The sequence below is a fragment of the Actinomyces vulturis genome (assembly GCF_001687305.1).
GTDB classification, from domain to species: Bacteria; Actinomycetota; Actinomycetes; order Actinomycetales; family Actinomycetaceae; genus Actinomyces; species Actinomyces vulturis.
On record NZ_LZRK01000004.1, the window covers coordinates 116840 to 141926 of the forward strand.

Genomic DNA, 25087 nt, shown 5'->3' on the forward strand with positions numbered 1-25087 from the left:
GGGTCTTCGAAACCTCGGTTGGTATAGGTCTAGGTTGATAGTGGTCTAACGACGCCGGCCTGAGGCCAGACGAGCACGGCACGTAGTAATCACAGCGCGTTCCACAGCATAGACCGCATCACGAGCCCCACCTTTCACGTCACTATCAGCCTGAGCAATGGCGATAAGCGACGTTGCTAGTGCCTCGTCCGACCACCCAGACAGTTCCTTGCTGGCACGATCAATCTGCCAGGAGGCCATTCCCAAACTTTGCAATGAGCCGCCTTTACTTCGCACGGCAGCAACGCGAGCAAGAGTACGGATCTTCATCGCTAGAGCACTAACGATGGGCACAGGATCAACCCCGGTGGATATTGCATGGCGCAAAGCAGTAATGGCTCCAGCCACGTCTCCCTTAACTGCGCAATCAGCGACCGTAAAGCCTGTGGCTTCAATTCGGCCAGCGTAGTAGGTCTTAACGTGGTCAACCGTGATGGTTCCCTGAGTATCAGCCATCAACTGGCTGAGCGCACTAGACATTTCCATCACATCATTGCCCAGGGCATCTACGAGAGCAGCAAGTGCAGCAGGGTCTGCTTTGCGGCCTGCACGAGTGAGTTCTGCGCGAAGGAAGTCATTCTTATCTCGAGCATTTTTCAAGGGCGGGCAGGTCACTACAGGGAAGGGCGAAGCAGCAATTGCATCAAGGAGTTTTTTGCCTCGGTTACCGCCTCGATGCGTGGCCACAACAAAGACATCAGGTGCCGGTGCACTGACATAAGTGAGCATGTCCTGAAGCAAAGCATCAGTCATTTGCTCAAGATTCTCAATAAGCACCAGGCGTGGTTCGCCGAAAAGGGATGGCGAAGTGACCATGTCGAGTTGATGCGCTTCATATGATGCAGCATCAATTCGTGTCAGTTCGGTGGCTGGGTCCTTTTGCCGGGCCTGTGCGACAAGACGTTCTTGTGCTCGTTGGCCAAGGACTGGTTCACCGGTTTTAATGAGGACAACGGGAGCGAGAGTGACTTGGTCCCAGGTGGGGCCGGTGGGGGCGGATTGTTTCCGTGCTCGTGTTGCCATGATCTAAGCCTGCCATGCTTCAGTTGGTGGGTGAGAACTTTAGGGCCGTGAAAAATCGCCCATAAGAAGATCCCGTGAACAACAACTAGGATCATCACTCCCTTAGCCCCAGAAACCCACGGAATCTGTGAACCAGGTAGGCCAACACAATGCTCCGCAACACTGACGATCCACTGTGCAGCCCATCTGCCAGGAAAAGAGACCAGATGAGCCAAATTGGGCGAGAGTGTCGCGATGATAAGGACCCCCACGGCGTCTGCCACCAGGATGATGATGGCAGGCGACGCAGCCACATTCGCTGGGACAGTCCACATATTCACTGCACTCGTGAGATTGAGAAGGAGAGGTGCGGTTGCGAGTGCAGCACTAAGGCAGATGCTGAGGCTCGCTGCTAGCCAGGGTGGAAGAAAGGCGAATCGGTGGAACAGGGGTTTGCCCCACGCCATAATCGATGCGGTGGCAAGAACCGATAACTGGAATCCGAGATTGGTCGACTGCCACGGGTCGAGAAGGATGAGTATCCATACGGCCAGGCTGAGGGCGGGGAATGACAGTCGTGTTCGACCACCCCAGAGCGCACTCATGGTCAGTAATCCCATGACGCAGGCACGAAGGACAGAAGCACTCGAACCAACGATAAGGGCAAAGGCGAGCATCCCGGCGCCACCGCCAAGTGCTCGAGTGAAGCGCGAGCGCCGATGGAGCAAGCCGATCCATAATCCGCTCACGATCGCCACGTGTTGCCCTGACACCGCCGTGATGTGTGCCAGACCGGTACTTCGCATCGCTGTTCGCAGTTCATGGGGAACTGCTGTTGTTTGCCCCAATGCAACGGAGAGAAGAAGGGAGTCTGCAGGATGGTCGGAGCATGAATAGGTGGTGCAGTGCAGAGCCTGTTGCATCCGCGAACGCAAAAATCCTCGTAGGCTGGCTATCGAGTGCGGCTGCGGAGAGCGAAGAAGTACGGGGCCATTGTGTGTATGGATCACTCCCCCGTACGGTTTACTTGGTTCGGCGTGCTCGATACACGAAGTCAGACTGACCACGTCTCCTTCCCTCAGTCTCATCCATTCATGAGTGGTAATGACAAGAAGGTTTTGTTGCGAGTGATGTAACGGATCATTAACGGTGCTGCGCACAGTGTCAACAGCAAGAACAACGCGGACTTGTGGCCGTCCGGAAGCGGTAACAATAACTCGTGGTGTGGAAACGAGCCGTCCTGTTATTTCAGTGATTGTGCCGTTATTCGCTGCAGTGGTCAGTGGATCTGCCTGTCGAATTTCCTTATAGGTGATTGCCACCAGGGCGATAGATAGAATGCCTGCCATGATGACGGCACTTAGACCAATGAGTGTGTCATGTGTTCCCTGTTGCTCACGGCGCAAGTGACGGCGACGTTGTGGCAGGTAGGTGCGTGCCGAATACCAAGAAGTGGTCACTGTGCCTACCGCAATAAGCCCTATGAACCACGGAGCGACTCGGTGGATCTGCAAATAGGGCATATTGACACCAAGAAAAGCAGTCAACCAGGATGCCACAGCCAGAGGAACAAGTCGCAGATCATGAGGCATAGGGGCAGGCTGAAGGATGATGGAATCATGAGCCTTGTTTCGCTTCGCCGCTTGGACAACACCACCGTCCTGTGGTGTATCAATCCCGCCAATTCCGGTATGTCCATTTGGTCTGTCTTCGCCAACTTGAATATTCTCGGCGCTCTCCGATAATTGAGGTCTCCGGGATTTGTTGCTGTTGTTAGCACTTTGTCTGAGGAAGGTATATCCATTCTTCGCTCTCATGGATTGGCCTTAGACTGTGGCCTGGGGACGAAGGCGAGTGAGTTTTGCTGGTCCTATGCCTGGTACACCAAGAAGATCATCAACTTGAGTGAAAGCGCCATGGTCGGTTCGATAGGTGATGATCGCTTGGGCGATTGCTGGCCCTATACCTGGCAGTGTCATGAGTTCTTGTTGATCTGCCGTATTGATGTTGACCAAGGAACTCTGGTTCGTGGAGTCGCTATGAGTTCCCTGCCCATTCCCAGGCATTCCGGCTTCTAACCCACCGGTTGCTTGGCCTACACCGTATTGAGTACCACGAGTATTCGCTGGATATCCGGCGCTATCTCCATTGTCGCCTAGTGGTGTATTCCCGTACTCGCCAGAAGTAGGCAGAGAAAAACCATCTCCATAGGTGCTGCCATCAGAATGTTGGAGTTCGGGTGGGTCCGACAAGTAAGGAATACGGATGTGTTCACCATCGTTCAATGGGCGCGCACGATTGATGAAATCCACCATAGCGTCATTTGTCAGTCCGCCAGCTAAGGAAATCGCATCATTCAACCGTGAATCACGCGGGAGACTCACGACTCCGGGTGCCACCACGGCACCGGCAATATCGACGGTAATCGTTGTTCCTGTCTTCCCTTTTGTCCTTCGCTGTATAAACACCTTGGCGGGGATATCAGTCCCACGATTATGGCCAACATCATCAGGAGAAGCAGTTCCGTGCTGTGCGTATCCTTGCTTGTCAGTATTTTCGCTTGGAGCACCAGGAGATGATGCGGTACTGGAACGGGGTGTGCGTGCGGCGTCGGCACTCGAAATACCTGAAGAGTCCGGAAAACCGTGGCCAAAGAACTCTGGATTAGTCACAAGTATCCACGCGGAGATGAGCAGAGCGAACACAATGAGACCTACTCCCACACCTACTGCCAGCCGCGGGTGAATTCCCACCCGGACATGGGAAGGCAAACCCTCGGGGTTCTGCGAAGTGCATGCAAGACGAATGTAGCGGCGAATATCGCCCGTTCGGTGCCGACCAGCCATGCACCAACACTGGCAAAAGGGTGACTTTGGAGTATATGCAGAACCATTGCCCAGTGGAGAACAGATCACCATCCATTCTTGTGGGGAATGCTAATTAAACTCAGACAGTCAGCAGAGAGATTGCTAGCCCTCCCGGACCAACATGGAGGGCGGTTGATGCCGCGGCTTGGGTAATCCAGGGGTCCACTGCATAGTCTTTACGCAGTTGATCGACGAGTTTCTTAGCGATGTCTGCTTCGTCGACGTATTCGACAGCGAGGCGCACCGTGTTCTTGATATCTGTCTGCCCAGCATCTATCTGAGCCTCACCACTGTTTCCCTGGCTAGTGTCTGGGTGATGCTCCCCCGGTCTGTCATTAAATCGACGTGACTGGACGGCATCAGATGACGACATAACAGAATCGTCATGAGCATTGCTTACGCACTGTCCGCTTTGAAAAGCACTACGAGTAACAACGGGGCAGCAAGGATCGGGGCTACGCTCGACAATGAGGTCGGCAATGTGATGGAGCATCTCGCGCCGCTGTGTTTTGAGCGTCTTGCATAGGTGATGCACTCTCATCTGTCCGTCATCCATCACCATCGTAGGGTGCAGGGGAAGGTTCAGTGCCTGCTCAGCGGCGTCGCGATCAATACGTCCACCATGAGCAGCATGAGTCATCGCAGCCATGCCCACAGTCATCTCGCTAGCAGCGACTAATTCCTGAGCAAGCGTCTGTACTTCATCCCTGCTGAAGTGAGCCGGTTGCCCGTTGACAGTTTCGGTCTTTAAAGCCCCGCTACCGTCATTGTGATCCTCAATAATCCCATCGTGGTGAGCAGTCTCACCCTGGGTATCACTAGTATCCCTAGCACCACTACCGAGATAACGCACCATCTCGCGAACAATTAAACCGAGTGCAGATCCTGCGGTTCGTGAATCTACCAGTACCATCCGCTCCCCTGCTGGGTCGCATTGGCGAGCCGCACACTCAGCCATTGCATACAAGCTTGAGAGTTTGGCGGACATGTGAAGGGCGAGCACATGGTCAGCCTCGTCAAGAGCTCGCCGATACACCGCAGCCAGTTCTCCTGTACTAGCGGCGGCTGTTGAGGGAATCTCTACCTCGCTATGAGCCAGTACCTGCTCACAACTGATGTCAGAGTCCTTGTAATCAACGCCGTCCATAATGACGTGAAGGTCCACCACGCGCACACCCCATTCCCGTGCTGTCTGCGGTGAGATAGCGCTGGAGGAGTCGGTGACGATGGCCCAGGACATGTGCGCAACACTACCTGCTCTGCGCCTGTCCACCGTGGAGGTAACGATCTCATGTTTATCCACCTGAATCATGCCCCGGCACCATAAGATGAGCGTATGACTGATGCTGCTGAGATTGCCCGACTCAAAGCCGCTGCTGCCCAGGCCGCCGCTGAAGCTGCCGCTGCCCAGGCCGCTGCCGCGCAAGCTGCCTATGAAGCTGCCCTGGCTGAGCAGGGAGAGTCCTCTGATTCTTCCGACGCCACCCCCGCACCCGCCGCTGCTCCTACCCCTTCCAGCGACGCTCCTGCCTCAGCTGAACCAGCCGCTCCCGTACAGGAACCCGCTCCTGCTGCTGAGACTGCTTCCGCTGATGATGCCCCTATGTTCGAGGGATACGCCGCTCAGGTTCAGCAGGGCTACTCCTTCGGTGGCGCCCCAAGCATGGAACTGGGCTGTTTCCTCGATGGTGATGAACCCGTGGGTGACGTGAAGGTCGGCATTCCCCTTTCTTTGCTCAATCGTCACTGCCTGGTGGCTGGTGCCACCGGTACTGGTAAGACTCGTACCCTGCAGTTGATGGCAGAGAATCTTTCTGCAGCTGGAGTTCCCGTGTTTGTCACGGATATCAAGGGTGACTTGACGGGTCTGGCCCAGGCTGGAACTAGCAATGAGAAATTAGAGGCTCGTGCGGCATCGATGAAGCAGGAGTGGAAGGGCGCTTCTTTCCCGGTGGAGTTCCTTGCCCTGGGTGGTCAGGGAACAGGCACAGCCGTGCGCACCACGGTGACCGAATTTGGACCAATTCTTCTGGCTAAGGTGTTGGGTCTCAATGACACACAGTCCAGCGCCCTGCAGTTGGTGTTCCACTGGGCTGATCAGCAGCAGTTGGCCCTTCTGGACCTCAAGGACCTACGCAAAGTCATTGAATACCTGACTCAGGATGAGCAGGGCAAGGCTGAACTCAAAACTATTGGTGGCGTATCTACGGCTACTGCCGGTGTGATTTTGCGTCAGCTCGCCGCTTTGGAAGCCTCTGGTGGTGATACGTTCTTCGGTGAGCCTGGCTTCGACGTGGCTGACCTAATGCGCGTGGCTAATGATGGCCGCGGCGTAATCTCCTCCCTAGAGTTACCTGACCTGGGTAACCAGGGCTCCTTGTTCTCCACATTCATCATGTGGCTGCTGGCTGAACTGTTCGAGACCCTGCCTGAGGTGGGTAACCCCGATAAGCCGAAGTTGGTGTTCTTCTTCGATGAGGCCCATCTGCTGTTCACTGATGCGACGAAGGAATTCCTCAAGGCTGTTGTTCAGACAGTGCGTCTGATTCGATCCAAGGGCGTAGGCATCGTGTTCATTACCCAATCCCCCACGGACATTCCCGACGATGTGCTAGCCCAACTCGGTTCACGCGTCCAGCATGCTCTGCGTGCCCACACACCTGCAGACGCCGCGAACCTGAAGAAAGCTGTAGCGACCTTCCCCACTTCGCCCCTGGATCTACCCCATGTGCTCACTTCTTTGGGCACGGGCGAAGCTGTGGTGAGTGTGCTTGATGCCAAAGGCCGTCCTACTCCTGTGGCTCCCACAAAAATCAACGCGCCCGCGGCTGTCATGGGCCCTGCTGATGATGTAACGGTGGCTGGCATTGTGGCTACCTCACCTTTGGCGGCTCGTTACCGCGATGCAGTGGATAACGTCTCTGCCTATGAGTTGCTTGAACAGCGCTTGGAAGAGCAGGAGCGTGCTGCTGCGGAAGCCGCGAAGGCTGAACAAGAGCGTAAGGCTGCTGAAGCGGCCCAAAAGGCTGCAGAGAAGGAAGCGGAGCGTCAGCGCAAGGCTGCAGAGAAGGAAGCGGAGCGTCTGCGCCGTGAGGCGGAAAAGGAGGCTCAGCGCCAAGCTCGTGAACGTGAACGTGAAGAGGCTCGTCGCCGCCAAGCAACCTCTCGCATTGTGGAGTCCACGGTACGCAGCGCCGGAACTCAAGTAGCACGCCAGTTAACCCGCTCAATCCTAGGCAACCTACTGCGCTGAACAGCTTCACTCATCGGGGAGTCCACGGTACGCAGTGCTAGAACTCAGGTAGCACGCCAGTTAACCCGCTCAATCCTAGGCAACCTACTGCGTTGTGGGGCCTGGCATAACCACCTCACTTAGTGAGGCGTGCTGTTTTGTGCAACGTGGGCCTATCGGCTCCACAATGTCTGGCTTACCGCTCATCGACGTTAGTGAGACTTATCCAGTAAACGTTGGGGGCCACAATCGCAACGCGATTGTGGCCCCCAACGTTTACAAACACTCGGTATCTCATTGACACAAGCGCCTTAAGATCTTCTGCATCTCAAGGTCACGAAGCCTCAGAGCCTCATCATCACGATCACCGTGTGTTCACGAATGGTCAGTACTGTGTGAACGGTTGCATTTTACGGGCGCCAGACCAGGCGTGCGTCAAGGATGCGCTCTTGTCCTGCTGCCAGGCGGATATCAGCAGCACATTCAGGGCGATTAAATGCGTCCGTCATAAATAGGCAAGGCTCCACAGCTACAGCACCACGGGGGCGGTGTGCCAAGGGCTCGCCGGTAAACATCTGAACAATGCCCACACCAGTGGTTTCAGCGGTGATGCGCTGCTCAAGTGTCATCGTGGCGCCGGTGCGGTTGGACAGGACAGTACGGACGATTCCGTCATCTCCGGGAACCAAGGTGGTCCACGCATCATCGAGTGCCACGTCGTTTAGGCTGAGGCGCTCGTGGTCTCGTCCGGAGGTGGGACGGAATGCAGCGTCTCCCATGAGCGGAATGTTGGCGTCATCGGTAATAACGTGGGTACGTGCGGGCACCTCAACGCTAATATCATCGAGGTTCTCCACGCCCACGTACGGGTGCCAGCCGATCCCCACGGGTGCGTCTGTCTGTGACATGTTGCGTACCACCACCTGGCAGTCCAGGCAGTGACCGTTATCTGCCTCGGAGTAGAGCACGTAACGGACATCCACGTCCATCGGCCAGGGGTAGCCGTCTACTGCTGGAAGGTGGGTATGAATCATCATGACGGACTCTTCAGGCGTCTGTTCACTCATTTGGAGTGAATAGGTTGCCTCTAGGCCAAGGCCATGATTGGCTTCGCGGATACCGTTGGGGTCCACACCGCGATCATAGGTAACGCCATCAAAGGTATAAGTGGCGTTCCTAATGCGGTTGGACCAAGGCACGAGGATGGCGCTACGACATCCATTGCCTTCATCAAGTTCTTCTTGGTTGCGGTACCCGTCGAGCAATTCATGCTCGTTTCCGTCTGGCCCTGTCACGCGCCAAGAGAGCACTACGCCGCCGCGTGCGCTAACGAGCAGTGTGGCATTGTCAGTCGCAATGGTGAAGGTTGGCGTGGTGAAGTCGGTGGCCAGCACCGGCTTGTCGCCGCCAACGGATGGTTGAGCGATGGACTCGGTGTTCAGAAATTCGGTAGCCATGGAACAACCTTAGTACCTGTCATGGCATGGCTCACAAGACTTTGTGCACCATTTGTTGTGTCGTGTTATCACAATGCGTTCACGAGGTCGGAGTGTCGTGAAGCGAAAAACTCGAGATTGCTCCACACACTCACCATCATTAGACGGTCTCACCAGCATGGCGCGTACCATCCACTTCTCCGCATCGATCGCCTCACATGACACAATCGCCGTCAATCAACACTCTTATCAAGGCTCTGTGTCCCCGCCATAACTCAACCAGGTCGTCAAGATTCCTGGAGATAGCATTAATGGACGAGTTCACAGGTATTGAGGTAGACGTGGCTAGGCTCAGCAGATTCTGTCATCGCAATCCAGCCGTCGGGACCGAAAACAATGTCTTCCCGCTGTGGATACTCGGGGTTGTCGGAGTACGGAGCCCGCTGTTCCCACCGCGCGTTCCACCGATTGTTCAACGACAGGTCCGTCAAGCACGCTCCGAGTCTCACGTCTGATGGTTCGGCGCTGTCCGTGTGTGTCATGGTGTAGATCGTCGGTGGGATGTCGCTATCGAGGAGGGCGATACCTGCGGCAGTGGGATCGGTGGAGCCCCTCAGTGCATACCCCGAATCGACGGTGGTGCCCACAGCACTGTGCTCACTGATCATGAGAAACATCAGTGAGTCCCGTTCACACCCGTTACTCAGTAAGACGCCGTAGGCCAGGTTGGTCCCGTCACCCACCGGGCCGATGCGACTGTCGATCACAGTGACATCCGGGCTGGTGATGGTGAGTGTGGGCGTATGTGCGGTGAGGCCCGCCTGTTTGGCAGCCTGTGCTGCTTCATGCACAGGTGCCAAAGTAATCGTGGTCTGGTGAGTGGAGAGCGAGGCTGTTGCCGTTATTGAGGTGGAGTAGAAGTCTGCAGCGTTAATCGCTCGCTGAACTTGTTCCGCCTCCTCTCCTGTCAGGGTGTCACTGTCGACTGCTTGCCCCTCGAGAGGGGTATATACCCAATAGGTTTCCCATGCGTCGTCATCGAGTGCAGTGTAATCATGGGTAAGAACACGAGGGTAGGCGGTCACGGCTTGAAGATCATGACTTTCTTTCATCGTGACTTCAGTGCCAGTGCCCGTAGCCGTGAAACGAGTATCAGGCAGAGCAATAACGGGAGAGGTTTCTGTTCCGTCAGGCAGAGTGATGGTGATGTCAGTGTCTATCCACCGTGGACGGGTATCGCAGTCGTAGTCACTCGCTTCCATCCCCCACGTCGATTCGGGAAGATTACGAGCGAAACTGGGGTACCACATGCTGTTCCACGTCAGCATCATGACAAGGGATAACACAATCATGACCGCTTGAATCACGATGACTCGTTGGATGAGAAGCATGTTCTCACCAAGATGACCGACGATGATCATGATGATGAAGGTGACGATGATGGGGATTGCTCGTGCCCAACTTTGCTGCGGCTCTGGCCAGCAATCTTGAGTGATACATGGAACTGGATCCATGGAAAATGGATGTTTTCGTTCATCAGCGGCAAGCAGCACTCCGAGAAGGGTGAGCACTAATCCGGTATATCCGAAAGTAAGAAGCCCAAGATCAGCCTGACGAGATCCCTGTCCTTTCCATCTACCTGCCACTAGTTTCACCGCAGCGAGAACGACAGCCAGGCTCAGCCACCAGGTCCACGATTGCCCCGCCCCAGAGGGGGTGTAGGGAAGGTCTATACGGTTTGCTGGCACCACTTTCACGGGCAATGCTTGAACGCGAAGCGTGGCTGGAAGAACAAAGAAAATCCAGAAAACCACACCAAAAAGTCGAGAGGCCCACAGCCAGTGACGGTGGGGTTGTCTGCCATTCTCAACAGTGGACGTTCCTGTGAATCGAGCGGGAGTGGACCGGACAGTTGGTTGAGCGGGAGTGGACCAGACGGCGTCATAGCGGGCGTCAGCCTCGGCGGCACTAGCGGAGATGGATGACGGCTGTTTCACCGGTGGAGCCCACTGTTCAGCGCTTTGATTAACTCCACGCTTTGTTGAACTGTATGTATTAGTCTGCGACGGCATACACGCGCCCGTCTGCCTTATTTCGGCACCAGACTGAGGGTAAATTCCGTATGTTTGCTGATTATCTAATGGTTGTTGAGAAGGTGTGTCCCCAGACTGTGGCATGCTGGCCCCCGGTTCATGCGATCTCGTCGGGATTCGGCGTGTCTTGGAAGCATGGTGACGGCTGAGATGGGTGATGCGGCGTCGGCTCAGTGGAGGGACCATGACACGAGCGTAAGCAGAGCGAACTTGCTCAGGCTGGCCCCCAAGAGCCTTTTCACAAGGCCGTCACACGACTCTCACGTCTTCTTCACAAATCAACGGTGGGGGGCCAGGGCAAATGCCCTGGCCCCCCACCGGTCACTCAAGATCGAGGATGTTTAAACGCTCAGGAGTGAGTTAGTCCAATCGCTCACAAGTGAGGTTGTCGAATCACTCAGGAATGAGGTTGTCCCATGACTCGGGAATAAGGTTGTCCGATTATTCAGGGACGATGCTCACGAGTTTAGGTGCACGCACGATGACCTTACGGATTCCGCGACCGTCAAGGGTACGTAGAACACCGGGGGCCTGGCGTGCCATGGATTCAAGTTCTTCGGCGCTAATCTCAGGATCCACCTGGAGCTTGTCACGGACCTTACCGGCCACCTGGATGACGCAAGTGACTTCATCGGCCTTGAGCAGGTCAGGGTCGGTGACCTGTGGGAAGGGCTCACGGGCCAGGGAGTGTTCATGTCCCAGACGTGACCACAGTTCTTCAGCGATGTGAGGAGCAATGGGAGAGGTCATAAGGACAAGTGCCTCAATGGCTTCGCGAGGTGCTGCCTTTAGACCGGTGAGGTGGTTATTGAGCACAATGAGTTTGGCGATAGCCGTGTTCAGGCGCATGTTCTCATAGTCGGCTTCAACACCCACAATGGTCTGGGCAACGAGTTTCGCAGTGGCCTTATCCGGAGCATCCTCACTAATGACAATATCTCCGGTTTCCTCATCAACCACGTTGCGCCACAGACGCTGCAGGAACCGCTGTGCTCCCACGGCTGCACGAGTTTCCCAGGGGCGGTCCACATCGAGTGGGCCCATGCTCATCTCGTAGACGCGCAGGGTATCGGCACCATAGTTATCGCACATTTCGTCAGGGGTGACGATGTTCTTCAGGCTCTTACCCATCTTGCCGTATTCACGGTTAACGGGCTGGCCCTGCCAGGTGAATCCGGCCTGCTCATCGCCTTCAACCTCTTCGGCGGGCACGTACTGGCCTCGGGAGTCAGTGTAGGCGTAAGCCTGGACGTAGCCCTGGTTAAACAGGCGGTGATAGGGCTCCACGGAGGAGACCACGCCAAGGTCAAAGAGGACCTTGTGCCAGAAGCGGGAATAGAGCAAGTGGAGCACTGCATGTTCCACACCGCCAACGTAGAGGTCAGCGCCGCCGGAGGTATTGCCCTTCTCGGGGCGCGGGCCCATCCAGTATTCCTCGTTGGCGGGATCCACCATAGACTCAGTGTCACTGGGGTCCACGTAGCGCATCTCGTACCAGCAAGAGCCGGCCCAGTTGGGCATGGTGTTGGTTTCACGGAAGTACTTCTTGGGGCCGTCACCCAGGTCAAGTTCCACCTCAACCCAGTCGCGCACGCGGCCAAGCGGCGGGCGAGGCTCAGAGGAGGCATCGTTGGGGTCAAGGCTCTGAGGTGAGTAGTCCTCAACCTCAGGTAGGAGCACGGGGAGCATGGACTCAGGCAGGGCATGCATGCCGCCATCTTCATCCCACACAATGGGGAAAGGTTCCCCCCAGTAACGCTGGCGACTAAAGAGCCAGTCGCGCAAGCGGTAGGTCACTGCGCCTTCACCCAAGCCACGTTCTTCCAGCCAGGCGATCATGGCTGCCTTAGCTGCTGCCTTGTCCATACCATCAAGGGTGATGGAATCGTTGGAGCAGTCCACGGCCACGCCGTCACCGGTGTAGGCAGCTTCGGTCAGATCAATGCCGCGGGGATCATCAGCGGGGCCGATGGTCTGGATGATGTCCAGGTCGTATTCCTTGGCGAAGTCAAAGTCGCGGTCATCGTGGGCAGGCACGGCCATGATGGCGCCGGTTCCGTAGCCCATGAGGACATAGTCAGCCACGAAGATCGGGACCTGCTTACCGTTAACGGGGTTCACGCCCCACAGGCCAGTGAACACACCGGTTTTGGCGCGGCCTTCGTCCACGCGTTCAGCATCGGAGGTGGAGGCTGCCTTGGCGCGGTATGCGGCCACTGCCTCAGCGGGAGTAGCGAATCCGCCCTTCCAAGCCTCGCGAGCACCGGTAGGCCAGGATTCGGGAACAGCCAGTAACTCGGCGTCATCGCAGGCGCCGCCGGCGCTTCCACCCAAGAGGGGGTGCTCAGGAGCGAGCACCATGAAGGTGGCACCAAAGAGAGTATCGGGACGAGTGGTGTAGACAGTGACAGTTTCATCACGACCGTCGCGCAGACCTTCCACGCCGAAGGTGACGTGTGCGCCTTCGGAGCGGCCAATCCAGTTACGCTGCATGGAGCGGACCTTATCTGGCCAATCGATGGTGTCCAGATCGTTAGTCAGGCGCTCACAGTACGCGGTGATGCGCATCATCCACTGGCGCAGGTTCCGCTTAAAGACGGGGAAGTTTCCGCGTTCACTACGGCCTTCAGCAGTGACTTCTTCATTGGCCAGCACGGTACCCAGCCCAGGGCACCAGTTGACCGGCGCAGAAGAAACGTAGGCAAGGCGGAAGGAGTCAACAATCTCGTTCTTCTCAACGTCAGTCAGGTCAGCCCAGTTGCGCCCATCGGGCACAGCAACAGTGCCATTCTCAAGTTTTTCACGTAGTTCGCTAATGGGGCGCGCCGATCCTTGGGAGCGTCCATCACGGCAAGGTGCCTCAGGATCAAACCAGGAGTTGAAAATTTGCAGGAAGATCCACTGGGTCCAACGCACGTATTCGTCATCAATGGTGGCCAGTGCACGGCGCTTATCGTGGCTCAAGCCCAGGCGGGAGAGCTGGCGAGCAATGTTGGCAATGTTTTCTTCCGTAGTGGTGCGCGGGTGGCGACCGGTCTGAATAGCGTACTGCTCGGCAGGCAATCCGAATGCGTCGTAGCCCATGGTGTAGAGGACGTTCTTGCCCTTCATACGGGTAAAGCGCGCAACGACGTCTGTGGCGATGTAGCCCAGGGGGTGTCCAACGTGCAGACCCTTACCAGAAGGGAAAGGGAACATGTCGAGGAGGAAGAACTTTTCCTCATCAGCCAGAGGGCCAGCGAGATTGCCAACGGGGTTGTCAGCGTAAAAAGTTCCTTCTTTTTCCCACTTTTCTTGCCAAGTGCTTTCAATGCTGCCTGCCAGGTCGGCGGTATAGCGGTAGGCGGTGGGGTTGGATGCGGCAGATGCAGAGGTAGTCACGATGCTCTTTTCTTCTGCGTGGTTGGGCGTGGACATACTGGGTAAAGACTATCGCTTTTGGACCTGCACCTGCCTCGGAATCTTGGGTGGGGCACGGGCCACATTTGGGGAGTGGAGTTGGCTTTTAGTATGCGGAAACCGATAGTCTAATCTTTAATCTCTGTGTTCTGAAAGGTTGATATGACTGCATCTTCACGCAGCCGACGCCCCTCTCTACGTAAGCGTTTTTCCCGATCTCACGACGCCGCCCACTCCCCTATATCCCAGTCTCCCACTCAGATGGATTCCTCAGTTGCGCGCACTGACGCAGCACACACAGGAACAATCAAAGCGGGTAATGACTCACGTAAAAAGGCGGCCACAACCCGGCACACGCACTCCACTCGCCACTCCGCTCGTGGTTCGATGCGTGAAAGTGCTCGTCCTGCCATGGGTAAAGTGCATCGCCCTCACCATACGCACCGTCACCCGCAGGCTACCCACAAGCCGATCCGTATGCACCGCTCATTGTCGCAGCGTATTCTCTCCATTCCTCACTGGCTGGAATCTGAGACCAACTCTGGCCTACTGGTGATGGCTTGTGCGGCCTTCGCATTGCTGTGGGCTAACTCCCCGTGGCGCCATACCTACCATGACATTGCTACCGCAGTCATTGGTCCTGAATCTCTTCACCTTAACCTCACTGTTGAAGCATGGGCAGCTGATGGCCTACTTGCCATCTTCTTCTTTGTAGTAGGCCTTGAACTCAAACAAGAGTTTGTGGTGGGGAGCCTACGTGACTTAAAAGAAGCAACGCTGCCCATGCTTGCCGCATTCTTCGGCATGGTGGGCCCTGCCGTGGTGTACACGATTATTCAGCTCGCTGATGGCGGTGACCTTCACGGCTGGGCTATCCCAACCGCAACCGATATTGCCTTCGCTGTTGCTGTGCTCTCCCTTGCTGGCCGCGGCATGCCACCTGCAGCCCGTACCTTCTTGCTGACACTCGCCGTAGTCGATGACCTTCTAGCCATCATCGTTATTGCTGTGTTCTACAGCGATTCCTTCCACTTCCTGGCATTACTTGGCGCTTTACTGGTGGTAGCGATCTTCGGTCTCCTTGTTCACAAGGGAATGACCCGCTGGTGGCTTCTTGCTCCCCTGGGCCTGGTGGCATGGTTCCTCATGCACGCCTCCGGTATTCACGCCACGATCGCCGGCGTACTGTTGGGCCTGACTGTTCCCGCTAAACCCACCCGCGCTGAGCCCACCGGTATGACTCATCGCTTTGCTCATGCTATGCACCCCATCAGTGCTGGTATTGCCCTACCGATCTTCGCCCTGTTTGCTGCCGGTGTGAGTGTGGTCGATGCTGGCGGTATTGGCCAGGTACTCGTCGACCCTGTTGCTCTGGGTATCTATGTAGGTATGCCCGTGGGCAAGATCCTAGGTATCTGGGGTTCTGTCATGCTGCTGGTTCGCTTCACTCCCCTACACCTGGGCCACGGTCTGGATGGCAAGGACGTGTTCGCAGTGTCTGCACTAACCGGTATTGGTTTCACCGTGGCACTGCTCATCTCTGTACTAGCCTTCGGTGAAGGCAACGCCGTGACCGAGCATGCTCGTGCCGCTGTCATTCTGGGCACCATGATTTCGGCTGGTCTTGGCACTGTGCTCTTGCAGCGTCGCGTCCACACCGCACGCCGAGGCCCTGGAGCCTAAGGCTGTACACTGACCGGCTAACCGTTACGCTTTCGCGATGAACGGGTTTGCCGGGAGGTATTGATATCAATAACAACTTGGGGGCGCCGCTGAAAGCGGCGCCCCCCAACGCGTTTGACACACATCGTAAGTTATTCACTTACACGCTGTATTTTCAGTTGTTACCCGTTGCCCTGTTCCTATCGCATCGTCTTCGACATTAGTCGTTGGGAAGCAGTGCTAGTTCATACAATGAAGCACTCGTCATCGACTCGTGCGTGATGTCTTAACGGACGGCGGGAACTTTGTTCGCGTATCCGGCCTCACGCAGACCTCCACGAATCTTCTCCATGGCTGCATTAATTTCTTCCATAGGCACATCGCTACGCAACGACGAATGGTCCAGTTCTTTGCCATCTTGCAAAGGCATCACGTGCAAGTGAAGATGGGGAACGCCAAAGCCTTCGATTGCCAGGCCTGCACGAGGCGCGTCAAACACCGTTTTTTGAACGTTACCGATGATCTTGGCAACGCTGATGAGATGAGCGAGCAATGCGTCATCAGCATCGGTAAAAGAGTCCACTTCCTCGCGAGACACCACAAGAACGTGACCGGCGGTGTGGGGTTCGATGGTGGCGAATGCGGTACACACGTCATCAGCCCATACAAAGGAGCCGGGGATGTCACCGTTCATAATGCTGGTAAAAATCGTAGCCATAACACCAGTATGCCCCATCTTCCTAATAATTCAGGGGGATCAAGGAGAAGGATCAGTTCGCGGGTTCAGCAAACTTGACGGTGATGAAGTCAGTATCAGGTGTGGTGAATTCACCGAAGTAATTGTGACGGTGCCCAGGATTGCAATGGTCACCAGCTTCCACGAACATGTGGTCTTCGGCCACGGAGAGTACGGTGCCGTTCTCGGTTTCGAGAAGCAGGTCCTTGGTGTCTCGTCCCAGCATGGTGACAGTGCTGCCTACACCCACTCCTGCCTTGCTCAGTTCACGAAGAAGTTTGGGGTCATCCACAATTCGTCCCACCACGGCGCTTTGACCGACCGGAAGCAATTGGATAGGGCACAGCACAGGCGCCTTAATAGTGCCGTCTTCAGCAGGAATGGGATCACCATGAGGGTCACGCGTAGGGTGATCGAGAATCTCATCGATGGCGGCAATAAGTCGATCGGAGACTGCGTGTTCGAGAATTTCTGCCTCGTCATGCACTTCGTCCCAGTCATATCCCAGGTGCTGAACAAGATACGTTTCAATCAGACGGTGACGGCGCACCATTTGGGTGGCGATAGCTCGACCTTTGTCTGTAAGCACCACAGGTCGGTAGGGTTCATGGTGTACGAGCCCTGCTTCGGCTAATCGCGACACATTCTCTGAGGCCGTGGACATAGCAACGTTCATGTGGCGCGCTAATTCAGTGATACTGGCGCCTTTCCATGACCACTCTTCACAGGCCCAAACGGCTTTGATGTAATCCTGGGTGACGGGGGAATCGACTGATGCAGTGGAGTTAGAGGTGTTCATACTGCCGCCTTTCATGACAGGAGCAGTGCCCATTGACCGGCAAAAGATATGCCGATAATAGCGATGACGATCAAAACAAGTGCAAAAGCCGCCCACCAGCGTGCAGCGAAAAGTTTTTCACCCGATACTGAGCAGCCAATTACGCCAAGTTTTCCTGCCCATCCCCATGTGGTAGTAGCAATCGGGATCGTCATGGACCAGATGATCATGCAGTAGGGGCAGAGTTTGTGGAAGGTCAGGACGCTCACGCCTAGGAACCACCCCACGAATACCAGGCCGCCTACGCATCCGGCGAGCATGCCCCACCACGCCACACGTGGCAGTCGCACGCCGAGCGCGCTCAGTCCACCAAGCACAGCGAGAGCGGCGAAAGCCATGGCTCCGATGAAGGCGTTGGGAACACCGAGGAGGTTTCCTTGCCACACATTGAGCGAAGCACCGCATGAGACCAGGGGGTTAATGTCGCAAGACAGGCTCCCCATGGGGTTCTTCAGTTGGTCAATTTCTGCCGCAATGAGGTGCCAGCACGAGGCGATGGCGACTAGGCTGGTGACCACCATCATCCAGCCCCAGCGTGGAGCAGGAGTATCGATGAGGTCGAGAGCCGCGCCTGCACGTCCAGGAAGGCGAGATGAGGCATCTGCGGTGCGGGTAACTATTGAGCTTGCGTCCTCTCCCCTGCTGCCGGCACTCTCAACGGTTCCAGCGGAACGTGAAGCGGCAGGTGAGTGTGCGGCGTCGGCACTCAATGAGTGCGAGGCGGCTCCAGAAGACGGAGAGCCGCCAGAAACACTGCTGCTGGAGTCGGACTCATGTGCAACCTGCGGTGCTGCATCAACGATGGGTGTGCTGACGGTGCCGGTAGCGAGGAATTCCTCAAGTTGTTCGGCGCTCATCAACTCAATCTCATCGTCGGTGGGCACGTAGCGGGCCACGGGAGTCCTTCCGAGTACGTAGTAAGCAGTGTTTTTGGCGGCGTACTGATGAAAGTCAGTGGGTGCGCTCAGGCGCGAGAGTCAGCGATCTGCTGGGCGAGTTCGGCAACGAACTCTGCGGTTTCTTCCCAGCCTTCAACTGCGTGGCAGGCAACGCCCATGGCCTTGACAGGGTAATCGTTGCCGTCAGGATCGAGGCGGTCACCCACGAAGAGCATGTCATCGAGGCTAATTCCGGTCTGCTCACTCAGAGCTTTCATACCGTATGCCTTATCTACGCCTTTGAGGGTGATGTCAACAGAAGTGGAGCCACCGGAGCGAACTTCTAAATCAGGAAGGTAGTGAGCCACTGCTTCGCGCAAGGTGTTCTTCTTTTCACCGGTGGGATCCCAAGCTTTCTTAGCATCCAATGGCGCTTCCTGGCCGAGTGCAGAAAAAGTAATCTGACTGCCGCGGTCTTCAAGAATGTTGCCCCAGGTCTTTTCCTCCCAGAGCCCCAGACGCCGTGCTTCGCGCTCAACTACGTCGAGAGCTTCTTCGCGCTGTGCGGGGGTCAGGTCATGGGCGTAAACCAAGAACCAGTCACCACCCGAGTGCTTGTAGTAGCGAGTGCCGCAGGTTGGCATGAGGTGAAGACGACTTAATTCTGTGTCATCAGCACCAAGGTGAGCCAGTACCTGGTCACGGAACTGAACAATTTGTCCGCCAGAAATGATGCACACAGGAACCTGGTCAAGCAGGGCACGAAGGGACTGTGCCATTTTTTCAGGCATGGCGGACTTAGAGGGAGCCAGGGTGTCATCAAGATCGAATGCCACCAAGGCGGGGATAAAAGAACTGGTCATGAAGTTATTGTCTCCTATTAGTTAATGACTTACCACTGGCCTAGACCCCTTGAGAGTCTATCCACACCAAACTGGCCCTCGACCGTCAAGACGGTCGAGGGCCAGTGATCTGGTCACACCTGCTCGTGTGATGATCGCGGTACTGTGTCTCGATGGTGCCACTCAATCACCATCGAGGCTTGGCTTGTGCTCAGGCTTGAGGCTCCTCTTCCTTTCGCTGATGAGCACGTGCTGCAGCGGCTTCACGTTTACCGCGCAGTACCAACGCTGTGGTGGAGGCTGCTAAGCCGCCCCAAACAATGAGGATGGTCAACAACATGAGCAATACGGCAGGTCCGGTCATGTTAGTTCTCCTCAACTTCGAGAGATTCGGGGGTGAAATCGTCAATCGGCTTAGACCATGCGGCCAGGGTCAATACAACGGTGCCCACGGCAGTGAGAGCGAGCATGCCCCAACCGAAAACGATTTCAAATCCGCCAGCGTAAGACGGATCGTAGCCGTCATTAATGAACGTGATAAGTGCTTGTCCCAGCATGATGATGAGCATGACCGGCACCACTCCCGCCACGAGAATACGCCACCATAAACCGATGGAGTTACCCACCTCAGAAACCACATTGAGGTGACGAGCCAGAATGGGCAGTTTACGGAGTACAAGAGCTACAGAGATACACATAACTAGAGCACTGCCCACTACACCGATCTGATTGATATAGGCATCAACAACATCAAGTGCGTATAGACCGGAGGTAGTAGCAAAAATGCCAAGAGAAATTACGGCCGCGGGAATACCCACAACCATCGCGGCGCGAACCGGAGTGAGATCAAATTTCTCGGCCACGCCTGCAGCAACAACTTGCACCAAAGAAATGATGGAAGTCAGGCCTGCGAGGGTCAATGACAGGAAAAACATGACACCGAAGATCATGCCACCGGGCATTTCAGCAATGATAGTGGGGAAGGTAATAAAAGACAGTGAAATGCCCGTAATACCTTCAAGATCAGCCACAGCAACACCTTGCTGATGCGCCATAAATCCAAGAGTGGCAAACACTCCAAAGCCTGCGAGAACCTCAAAAGAAGAGTTCGCAAACGCCGCTACGATGCCGGTACCAACCAAGTTGGAGCGAGGCTTGAGATACGAGGCGTAAGTAAGCATGATGCCGAAGCCTACGGAGAGAGAGAAGAAAATCTGCGCGTACGCTGCCATCCACACCTTGGGGTCAGCAAGGATGGAGAAGTCTGGTGTCCACAAAGCATTAAGACCGTCGAGGCTTCCGGGAAGGAAGAGTGCGCGCACTACAAGGGCGAGGAAGAGTACGGCCAAGATTGGGAGGAAGATCTTGTTGGCACGCTCTACACCTGCGGTCACGCCCTTGGCGATGATGACAAGAACAGCACCCCAGATGACAAGCAAGGGAATAAAGACGTTCCAAACGGGCTGTGCTGAATAGGTGGGGGTGTCTGCGATCTTGATGAAATCACCGAAGAAAAATCCTGCTGCACCATCGGGGTTGGAGGTCCATGCGGTGGAGAAGGAGTAGAAAACGTAACGCAATGACCAGGCGATAATCACGGCGTAGTACGTCATGATGACGAAACAGACACCTACCTGCCACCAGCCGAGCCATTCAAGTTTCTTGCTCAGACGACGGAATACCGTGGGTGCGCTACCGCGGTAGCGGTGTCCGAGTGCGTAGTCCAGAAGCAGGATCGGAATACCTGCGGTTAGCAGCGCGACGATGTAAGGAACCATAAAGGCACCGCCACCGTTGGTGTAGGCCACGCCAGGGAAACGCCAGATGTTTCCCAGACCGATGGCAGAACCGATGGCAGCAAGAAGGAAGCCAATCTGACTTCCCCACTCTTCACGTTGATGCTCACGAGAATCAGGAGTTTGACTCATTAGTGTCTCCTTGGTTTGTGGCCTGTGGGGCGCTGCGTGTGCATAGAGTAACCACGCTCATGCATACTGATACATAGAGGTCCACTATGTGGACACCATGAGATGCATTCATGCACTAGTGCACTACCTAGATAAAGGTATTCGCGAAAGACACCGTCAACTCTCGGCCCTCAACACGGCCATGCCCCCTCTATGAGAGGGAGATATTTCTATGCGAAACTTGGCTGAACACGACCTCAATTTCTGGAAGGACTCCGATGCCAACCCCACACATCGCAGCCGAGATGGGCGATTTCGCTCCCGCTGTCCTCATGCCCGGCGATCCCAAGCGCGCCGAGCGCATCGCCAACCTCCTTATGGATGATGCGCGCCTAGTTACCAACGTGCGCGGCATGATGGGCTTCACGGGCACCTGCAACGGCAAGCCCCTGAGTGTGATGGGTTCCGGCATGGGCCAGCCTTCTTTCACCATCTACGCCACCGAACTCTTCAGCCAGTTCGGCGTGGAGCGCATCATCCGCGTTGGCACCGCCGGCGGCATCGCCCCCAGCGTCAAAGTCGGTGACGTAATCGTTGCTACCGGCGCACACACTGACTCCTCTATGAATCAGTTGCGTATCCCCGGTGTGAACTTCTCTGGAGTTGCTGACTTCCGCCTAGCCAACGCCGCTTGGCAGGCCGCGCAAACCCCCGAAGCTCACCAGGATGGCGCCGTACACTTTGGCACCGTCATCAGCCGCGACCACTTCTACTTCACCCCCGAAGGCCAGACCGAGCGTCTAGCTAGTTACAACGTACTTGGCGTGGAAATGGAAGCCGCAGCGCTCTACGGCGTGGCCGCAGAATTCGGTAAGCAGGCCCTGACCGTACTCACCGTTTCCGATCACCTGCTTGATCACTCCGGTGACATGAGCGCCGAAGAACGCGAGACACGCTTCCAAGGAGCTCTCCGCTTAGCTGTGGCCGCAGCCCACAGTGAGTGAGTCTTTGCCCTCCAGATCAACACGAGTGCTGCTCTAAGTTCACGAACGCTTTTTACTCTGTAAAACTGCATAACACTCGAATGGCTACAAAGGCGATTTGCTCAAGTAGTTTGCAGCGTTCGTTATTTTGTTGATGCTCGAACAAATGGGTGGGGGGGCGAGACGCTATAGCGTCTCGCCCCCCCACCCATTGACGTTGTTGTGGCAACACCGCCGCGCCACCATACATTTACTTTGACCAGCTTATATGGCTGCGAGGTAGCACCGGCGCGTAGTGGTGTACGCGTTGGGATTAGCGTGTTACTGCCTGAACAAACCAGCGAGTTATGGAGGTTGGATGAGTGATGGCTGTTCCTACCACCACTGCTAAGGGGCCACGTTTCATCGCTTCACTTGCCTGCTCAAGAGTGTGAATACGCCCTTCAACAATGAACGGTACCGTCACGCGAGTTGCGAGGTCATCAATCAGTTCAAAGTCAGGACCATTGGTAGCAGGACGTTCATCGGTATATCCGGCCAGCGTTGTCCCCACAATGTCAGCGCCCGCATCTTGTGAATACAGCGCGTCTTGCGTACTACCGCAATCAGCCATGACTAAAACGTTGGGAAACTCTTGTTTCAACCCATTAATTGTTTGAGCAAGAGTCAATCCGTCGGGACGCTCACGACGGGTCCCATCAAGGGCCACAATTTCACAGCCCGTGGTGGCCACCGCTGCAGCGTGACGCAACGTGGGAGTGATGAACACGCCGTCGTGGCCGTCTTTCCATAACCCGATCATGGGTACTTCAAGGACTTCACGCATAAGAACCAAATCAGCAATTCCTTGTGCTCGAATCGCTGCTGCTCCTCCTTCCACGCATGCTTGAGCAACTTCGCACATCGTCCGTGGATCGCGCATTGGCTCACCGGGATATGCCTGTGCCGAGGCAATGAGTTGTCCACGCAGGTGGTTCATAGTTTCGTCTGGTTGAAAACGGGGGGTAGTCATACGATGACTCGATTCTTCGCTTGTCTCATTGAATGATGGTCATGATGGATATTCAGCACAAGGTTCCGCTTATCTCATCAATTAATGATTGGATGCATTAAGAGCACGGTTCATGCGTTGTACTGCCGGTAGTTGCCAGCAACTTGCTGCTGCGCCAATGATAGGCGCTGATGTCCCTGCTTCCCCGGGGATAAGAGGGATAGTACGCAAAGGTCCAATCAGTTCGTTACGGAAAGTTTCTCTGAGCGGTTGCCACCACAGTTCTCCTGCTCGTGATAGTCCGCCGGACACCACAATGCATTCTGGATCGATCACCGTAGCCAAACCTGCCAGGGCTTTGCCTAATGCACGGGCCGACTCTTCATAAACACGCAGTGCGATGGCATCACCATCGTCAGCGCGTTTTTCAACGTCTCGAGCATGAAGTGCGCAGTGGTCCCCTCCTAGTGCAAGGTAACGACGGTGGATAGAGGGACCAGCGCATATAGCTTCAAGGTGTCCTGTGCGTCCGCAGGTGCATGGTTCATCCATGGCTAGTGCAACCGGCATATGTCCGACTTCTCCGGCAACATGGTGCGCACCTCGCCATACAGTGGAATTCAGTACCACTGCCCCACCTACGCCAGTGCCCACAGCGGCCATAATCATTGATGAGTAGCGTCGCCCTGCTCCTGCAACAGCTTCCCCCATCGCATAAGCGTCTACATCGTTTTGGATGTGAATACGTTCGGTTCCAATAGCAAGTGGTGCGTAGGAAATATCTTGTCCCACCCCCGGTGCTATCGACGCCGTATGCGTCCGTTCTCGCGTCTGAAAAGCCTTCACACGCCTTGCTAATTGATGAGCAAGATCTTTTCCCAGATGAGTACCAGCCCAGCCGGTGATTGCGTCAGTTGCGGATACGATCATTTGATCGTCAACATTTACCACGCCGGCGGTTCCTACCCCACAGCCTACGAGGGTTACGCAACGACCTTGGCAGGTTCCATGCACCAATCCAGAGGTTTCGTACACCTTAACGATGAGGTCGACTAGTGCACTGACCATAGCTTGTGGGCCATCGTGGGCTGGAGTAGGAATACTGACGGGTGTGGATAAGAGGCTGGGAACTGGTGCAGGGTTGACAACCGCTGCAGCCATTTTTGTTCCGCCGATGTCCACGCCAATCATCACCGGCTGGGTCTGGTCTTTCATCATGATTACTGCACCATGCCACACTCACGCATAAGGTTCACGATCGCTTCCTTGGTCTGGCCGGTAAGTGCTTGGACAGGAGGAGCCATCGTGTTGGTGGCAATAACACCGAGTTCAGCCATGGCGGTCTTAAATGCACCCACGCCTGCAGCGTCACCACTGCGACCAACAGGTAAGAACACCATTTCGAATTCTGCGCAAATCGCATCTTGAATCTCACGGGCCCGTGACCATTGACCTGCTCGTGCGGCGGCCATGAGATCGGCGTAAGGACGAGGATTGACATTGGCGTAGCCAGGAACCACGCCATCACCACCGAGTAATAACATGCCATCGACGACGCATTCGTGACCGGTCAGCAGAGCCAAGGGGTGACCTGCTGCCTCGTTGGCTGCCACAAGACGTCGGAAGGCAACATCATTACCACTGGAATCCTTGACACCTGCAATCACGCCTTCTTTTGCCAGTGTCATCAGCAAAGGCAGACCAAGTTTGACGCCGTTGAGACGAACAGGCACATCATAGGCAAACAGAGGCATCTCACCGATGACACTCTTGATCATGCGGAAATGATCAGCAATTTCGCTTTGATCATTCAAAGCATAGAAGGGGCAGGCTGCGACAATGGCGTCGACGCCCAGTTGCGATAGAGCAACTGCTTGCTGTTGAGCACGACGAGCAGTGCTATCAATAGCCCCGGCAAGGACTGGGACGCGGCCAGCAACACGAGTTACTACACGGCGAGTAATTTCTTGCCGCTCGGCGTTGGTCAGGTAAGCAACTTCGCCAGTGGAGCCCAGAACGAATAGCCCATCCACTCCCCCTTCGAGAAGGTGATCGACGACGCGGTCAAGTGAGTCAAAATCAACTAAACCGTCAGGAGTAAATGGTGTAACAACAGGTGGAATGACTCCGGTGAAACGGGTATCCATAATTTTCTCGATTCTTCACATTGTTGAGTGATGAG

At 55.6% G+C, this 25087-nt stretch carries 19 protein-coding genes; 3 read left to right on the top strand and 16 right to left on the bottom strand.

Features of this window, described 5'->3' with window-relative positions:
• Positions 1-45 precede the first annotated feature (45 nt).
• The 4 genes from holA to A9753_RS07365 all read right to left on the bottom strand — a co-directional run bounded on the left by holA (position 46) and on the right by A9753_RS07365 (position 5148).
• Entirely contained in the window at positions 46-984 is a 939-nt protein-coding gene (gene holA / locus A9753_RS07350) for a DNA polymerase III subunit delta (RefSeq protein ID WP_245637426.1), read from the bottom strand.
• Complete coding sequence (locus A9753_RS10055; RefSeq protein WP_083090402.1) at positions 897-2858, bottom strand: ComEC/Rec2 family competence protein; 1962 nt, start codon at positions 2856-2858, stop codon at positions 897-899. Before A9753_RS10055 ends, holA begins: the two co-directional genes overlap by 88 nt.
• A gap of 9 nt (positions 2859-2867) precedes the next feature.
• Positions 2868-3887 (bottom strand): ComEA family DNA-binding protein, encoded by a 1020-nt coding sequence (locus tag A9753_RS10060; RefSeq protein WP_067782648.1) that lies wholly within the window; start codon positions 3885-3887, stop codon positions 2868-2870.
• 100 nt (positions 3888-3987) lie between these two features.
• Positions 3988-5148: a DegV family protein gene (locus tag A9753_RS07365; protein WP_176702762.1), complete on the bottom strand. Its 1161-nt coding sequence runs from the start codon at positions 5146-5148 to the stop codon at positions 3988-3990.
• A 96-nt stretch (positions 5149-5244) separates the two neighbouring features.
• On the opposite strand from A9753_RS07365, the gene A9753_RS07370 reads away from it, so the two are divergent.
• Complete coding sequence (locus A9753_RS07370; protein WP_067782654.1) at positions 5245-7161, top strand: helicase HerA-like domain-containing protein; 1917 nt, start codon at positions 5245-5247, stop codon at positions 7159-7161.
• Between the two features lie 389 nt (positions 7162-7550).
• Here the strand turns inward: A9753_RS07370 and A9753_RS07375 are convergent, their stop codons facing one another.
• From A9753_RS07375 to A9753_RS07390, 3 genes are all read right to left on the bottom strand, one after another.
• Positions 7551-8597 (bottom strand): aldose 1-epimerase, encoded by a 1047-nt coding sequence (locus tag A9753_RS07375; protein ID WP_067782657.1) that lies wholly within the window; start codon positions 8595-8597, stop codon positions 7551-7553.
• A gap of 287 nt (positions 8598-8884) precedes the next feature.
• The gene (locus A9753_RS07380; RefSeq protein ID WP_176702763.1) at positions 8885-10648 is read right to left on the bottom strand and encodes a hypothetical protein; all 1764 of its coding nucleotides are present in this window, start codon (positions 10646-10648) and stop codon (positions 8885-8887) included.
• 462 nt (positions 10649-11110) lie between these two features.
• Positions 11111-14050, bottom strand: coding sequence for a leucine--tRNA ligase (locus A9753_RS07390; protein ID WP_067783310.1), 2940 nt, complete (start codon positions 14048-14050; stop codon positions 11111-11113).
• 180 nt (positions 14051-14230) lie between these two features.
• Here A9753_RS07390 and nhaA point away from each other — a divergent pair, with 180 nt between their 5' ends.
• On the top strand, positions 14231-15751 hold the full coding sequence (nhaA, locus tag A9753_RS07395) for a Na+/H+ antiporter NhaA (protein WP_245637404.1): 1521 nt from the start codon (positions 14231-14233) through the stop codon (positions 15749-15751).
• Between the two features lie 265 nt (positions 15752-16016).
• Here nhaA and A9753_RS07400 read toward each other — a convergent pair whose 3' ends face one another.
• From A9753_RS07400 to A9753_RS07420, 6 genes are all read right to left on the bottom strand, one after another.
• Entirely contained in the window at positions 16017-16448 is a 432-nt protein-coding gene (locus A9753_RS07400) for an HIT family protein (RefSeq protein ID WP_067783316.1), read from the bottom strand.
• A gap of 52 nt (positions 16449-16500) precedes the next feature.
• Positions 16501-17265, bottom strand: coding sequence for a metal-dependent transcriptional regulator (locus A9753_RS07405; RefSeq protein WP_067782666.1), 765 nt, complete (start codon positions 17263-17265; stop codon positions 16501-16503).
• 11 nt (positions 17266-17276) lie between these two features.
• Entirely contained in the window at positions 17277-18200 is a 924-nt protein-coding gene (locus tag A9753_RS10065) for a vitamin K epoxide reductase family protein (RefSeq protein WP_067782669.1), read from the bottom strand.
• A 68-nt stretch (positions 18201-18268) separates the two neighbouring features.
• Entirely contained in the window at positions 18269-19045 is a 777-nt protein-coding gene (locus A9753_RS07415; protein WP_067782672.1) for an HAD-IIB family hydrolase, read from the bottom strand.
• Positions 19046-19235: 190 nt separating this feature from the next.
• Complete coding sequence (locus tag A9753_RS09550; protein ID WP_089024758.1) at positions 19236-19388, bottom strand: methionine/alanine import family NSS transporter small subunit; 153 nt, start codon at positions 19386-19388, stop codon at positions 19236-19238.
• A 1-nt stretch (position 19389) separates the two neighbouring features.
• Complete coding sequence (locus tag A9753_RS07420) at positions 19390-20952, bottom strand: sodium-dependent transporter (protein ID WP_067782674.1); 1563 nt, start codon at positions 20950-20952, stop codon at positions 19390-19392.
• Between the two features lie 257 nt (positions 20953-21209).
• Here A9753_RS07420 and deoD point away from each other — a divergent pair, with 257 nt between their 5' ends.
• Positions 21210-21935 (top strand): purine-nucleoside phosphorylase, encoded by a 726-nt coding sequence (gene deoD, locus A9753_RS07425; protein WP_067782678.1) that lies wholly within the window; start codon positions 21210-21212, stop codon positions 21933-21935.
• 292 nt (positions 21936-22227) lie between these two features.
• Here the strand turns inward: deoD and A9753_RS07430 are convergent, their stop codons facing one another.
• The 3 genes from A9753_RS07430 to A9753_RS07440 all read right to left on the bottom strand — a co-directional run bounded on the left by A9753_RS07430 (position 22228) and on the right by A9753_RS07440 (position 25052).
• Entirely contained in the window at positions 22228-22926 is a 699-nt protein-coding gene (locus A9753_RS07430; RefSeq protein WP_067782681.1) for an N-acetylmannosamine-6-phosphate 2-epimerase, read from the bottom strand.
• Positions 22927-23007: 81 nt separating this feature from the next.
• On the bottom strand, positions 23008-24123 hold the full coding sequence (locus A9753_RS07435) for an ROK family protein (RefSeq protein WP_083090436.1): 1116 nt from the start codon (positions 24121-24123) through the stop codon (positions 23008-23010).
• Between the two features lie 2 nt (positions 24124-24125).
• Complete coding sequence (locus tag A9753_RS07440; RefSeq protein WP_067782684.1) at positions 24126-25052, bottom strand: dihydrodipicolinate synthase family protein; 927 nt, start codon at positions 25050-25052, stop codon at positions 24126-24128.
• Positions 25053-25087: the final 35 nt, after the last annotated feature.

Coding starts and splice junctions, on each gene's coding strand:
- A9753_RS10055 (WP_083090402.1), bottom strand. CDS start 2,858: ATGAGAGCGAAGAATGGATATACCTTCCTCAGACAAAGTGCTAACAAC.
- A9753_RS10060 (WP_067782648.1), bottom strand. CDS start 3,887: ATGGCTGGTCGGCACCGAACGGGCGATATTCGCCGCTACATTCGTCTT.
- A9753_RS07365 (WP_176702762.1), bottom strand. CDS start 5,148: ATGTCCTGGGCCATCGTCACCGACTCCTCCAGCGCTATCTCACCGCAG.
- A9753_RS07370 (WP_067782654.1), top strand. CDS start 5,245: ATGACTGATGCTGCTGAGATTGCCCGACTCAAAGCCGCTGCTGCCCAG.
- A9753_RS07375 (WP_067782657.1), bottom strand. CDS start 8,597: ATGGCTACCGAATTTCTGAACACCGAGTCCATCGCTCAACCATCCGTT.
- A9753_RS07380 (WP_176702763.1), bottom strand. CDS start 10,648: ATGCCGTCGCAGACTAATACATACAGTTCAACAAAGCGTGGAGTTAAT.
- nhaA (WP_245637404.1), top strand. CDS start 14,231: ATGACTGCATCTTCACGCAGCCGACGCCCCTCTCTACGTAAGCGTTTT.
- A9753_RS07400 (WP_067783316.1), bottom strand. CDS start 16,448: ATGGCTACGATTTTTACCAGCATTATGAACGGTGACATCCCCGGCTCC.
- A9753_RS07405 (WP_067782666.1), bottom strand. CDS start 17,265: ATGAACACCTCTAACTCCACTGCATCAGTCGATTCCCCCGTCACCCAG.
- A9753_RS07415 (WP_067782672.1), bottom strand. CDS start 19,045: ATGACCAGTTCTTTTATCCCCGCCTTGGTGGCATTCGATCTTGATGAC.
- A9753_RS09550 (WP_089024758.1), bottom strand. CDS start 19,388: ATGACCGGACCTGCCGTATTGCTCATGTTGTTGACCATCCTCATTGTT.
- A9753_RS07420 (WP_067782674.1), bottom strand. CDS start 20,952: ATGAGTCAAACTCCTGATTCTCGTGAGCATCAACGTGAAGAGTGGGGA.
- deoD (WP_067782678.1), top strand. CDS start 21,210: ATGCCAACCCCACACATCGCAGCCGAGATGGGCGATTTCGCTCCCGCT.
- A9753_RS07430 (WP_067782681.1), bottom strand. CDS start 22,926: ATGACTACCCCCCGTTTTCAACCAGACGAAACTATGAACCACCTGCGT.
- A9753_RS07435 (WP_083090436.1), bottom strand. CDS start 24,123: ATGATGAAAGACCAGACCCAGCCGGTGATGATTGGCGTGGACATCGGC.
- A9753_RS07440 (WP_067782684.1), bottom strand. CDS start 25,052: ATGGATACCCGTTTCACCGGAGTCATTCCACCTGTTGTTACACCATTT.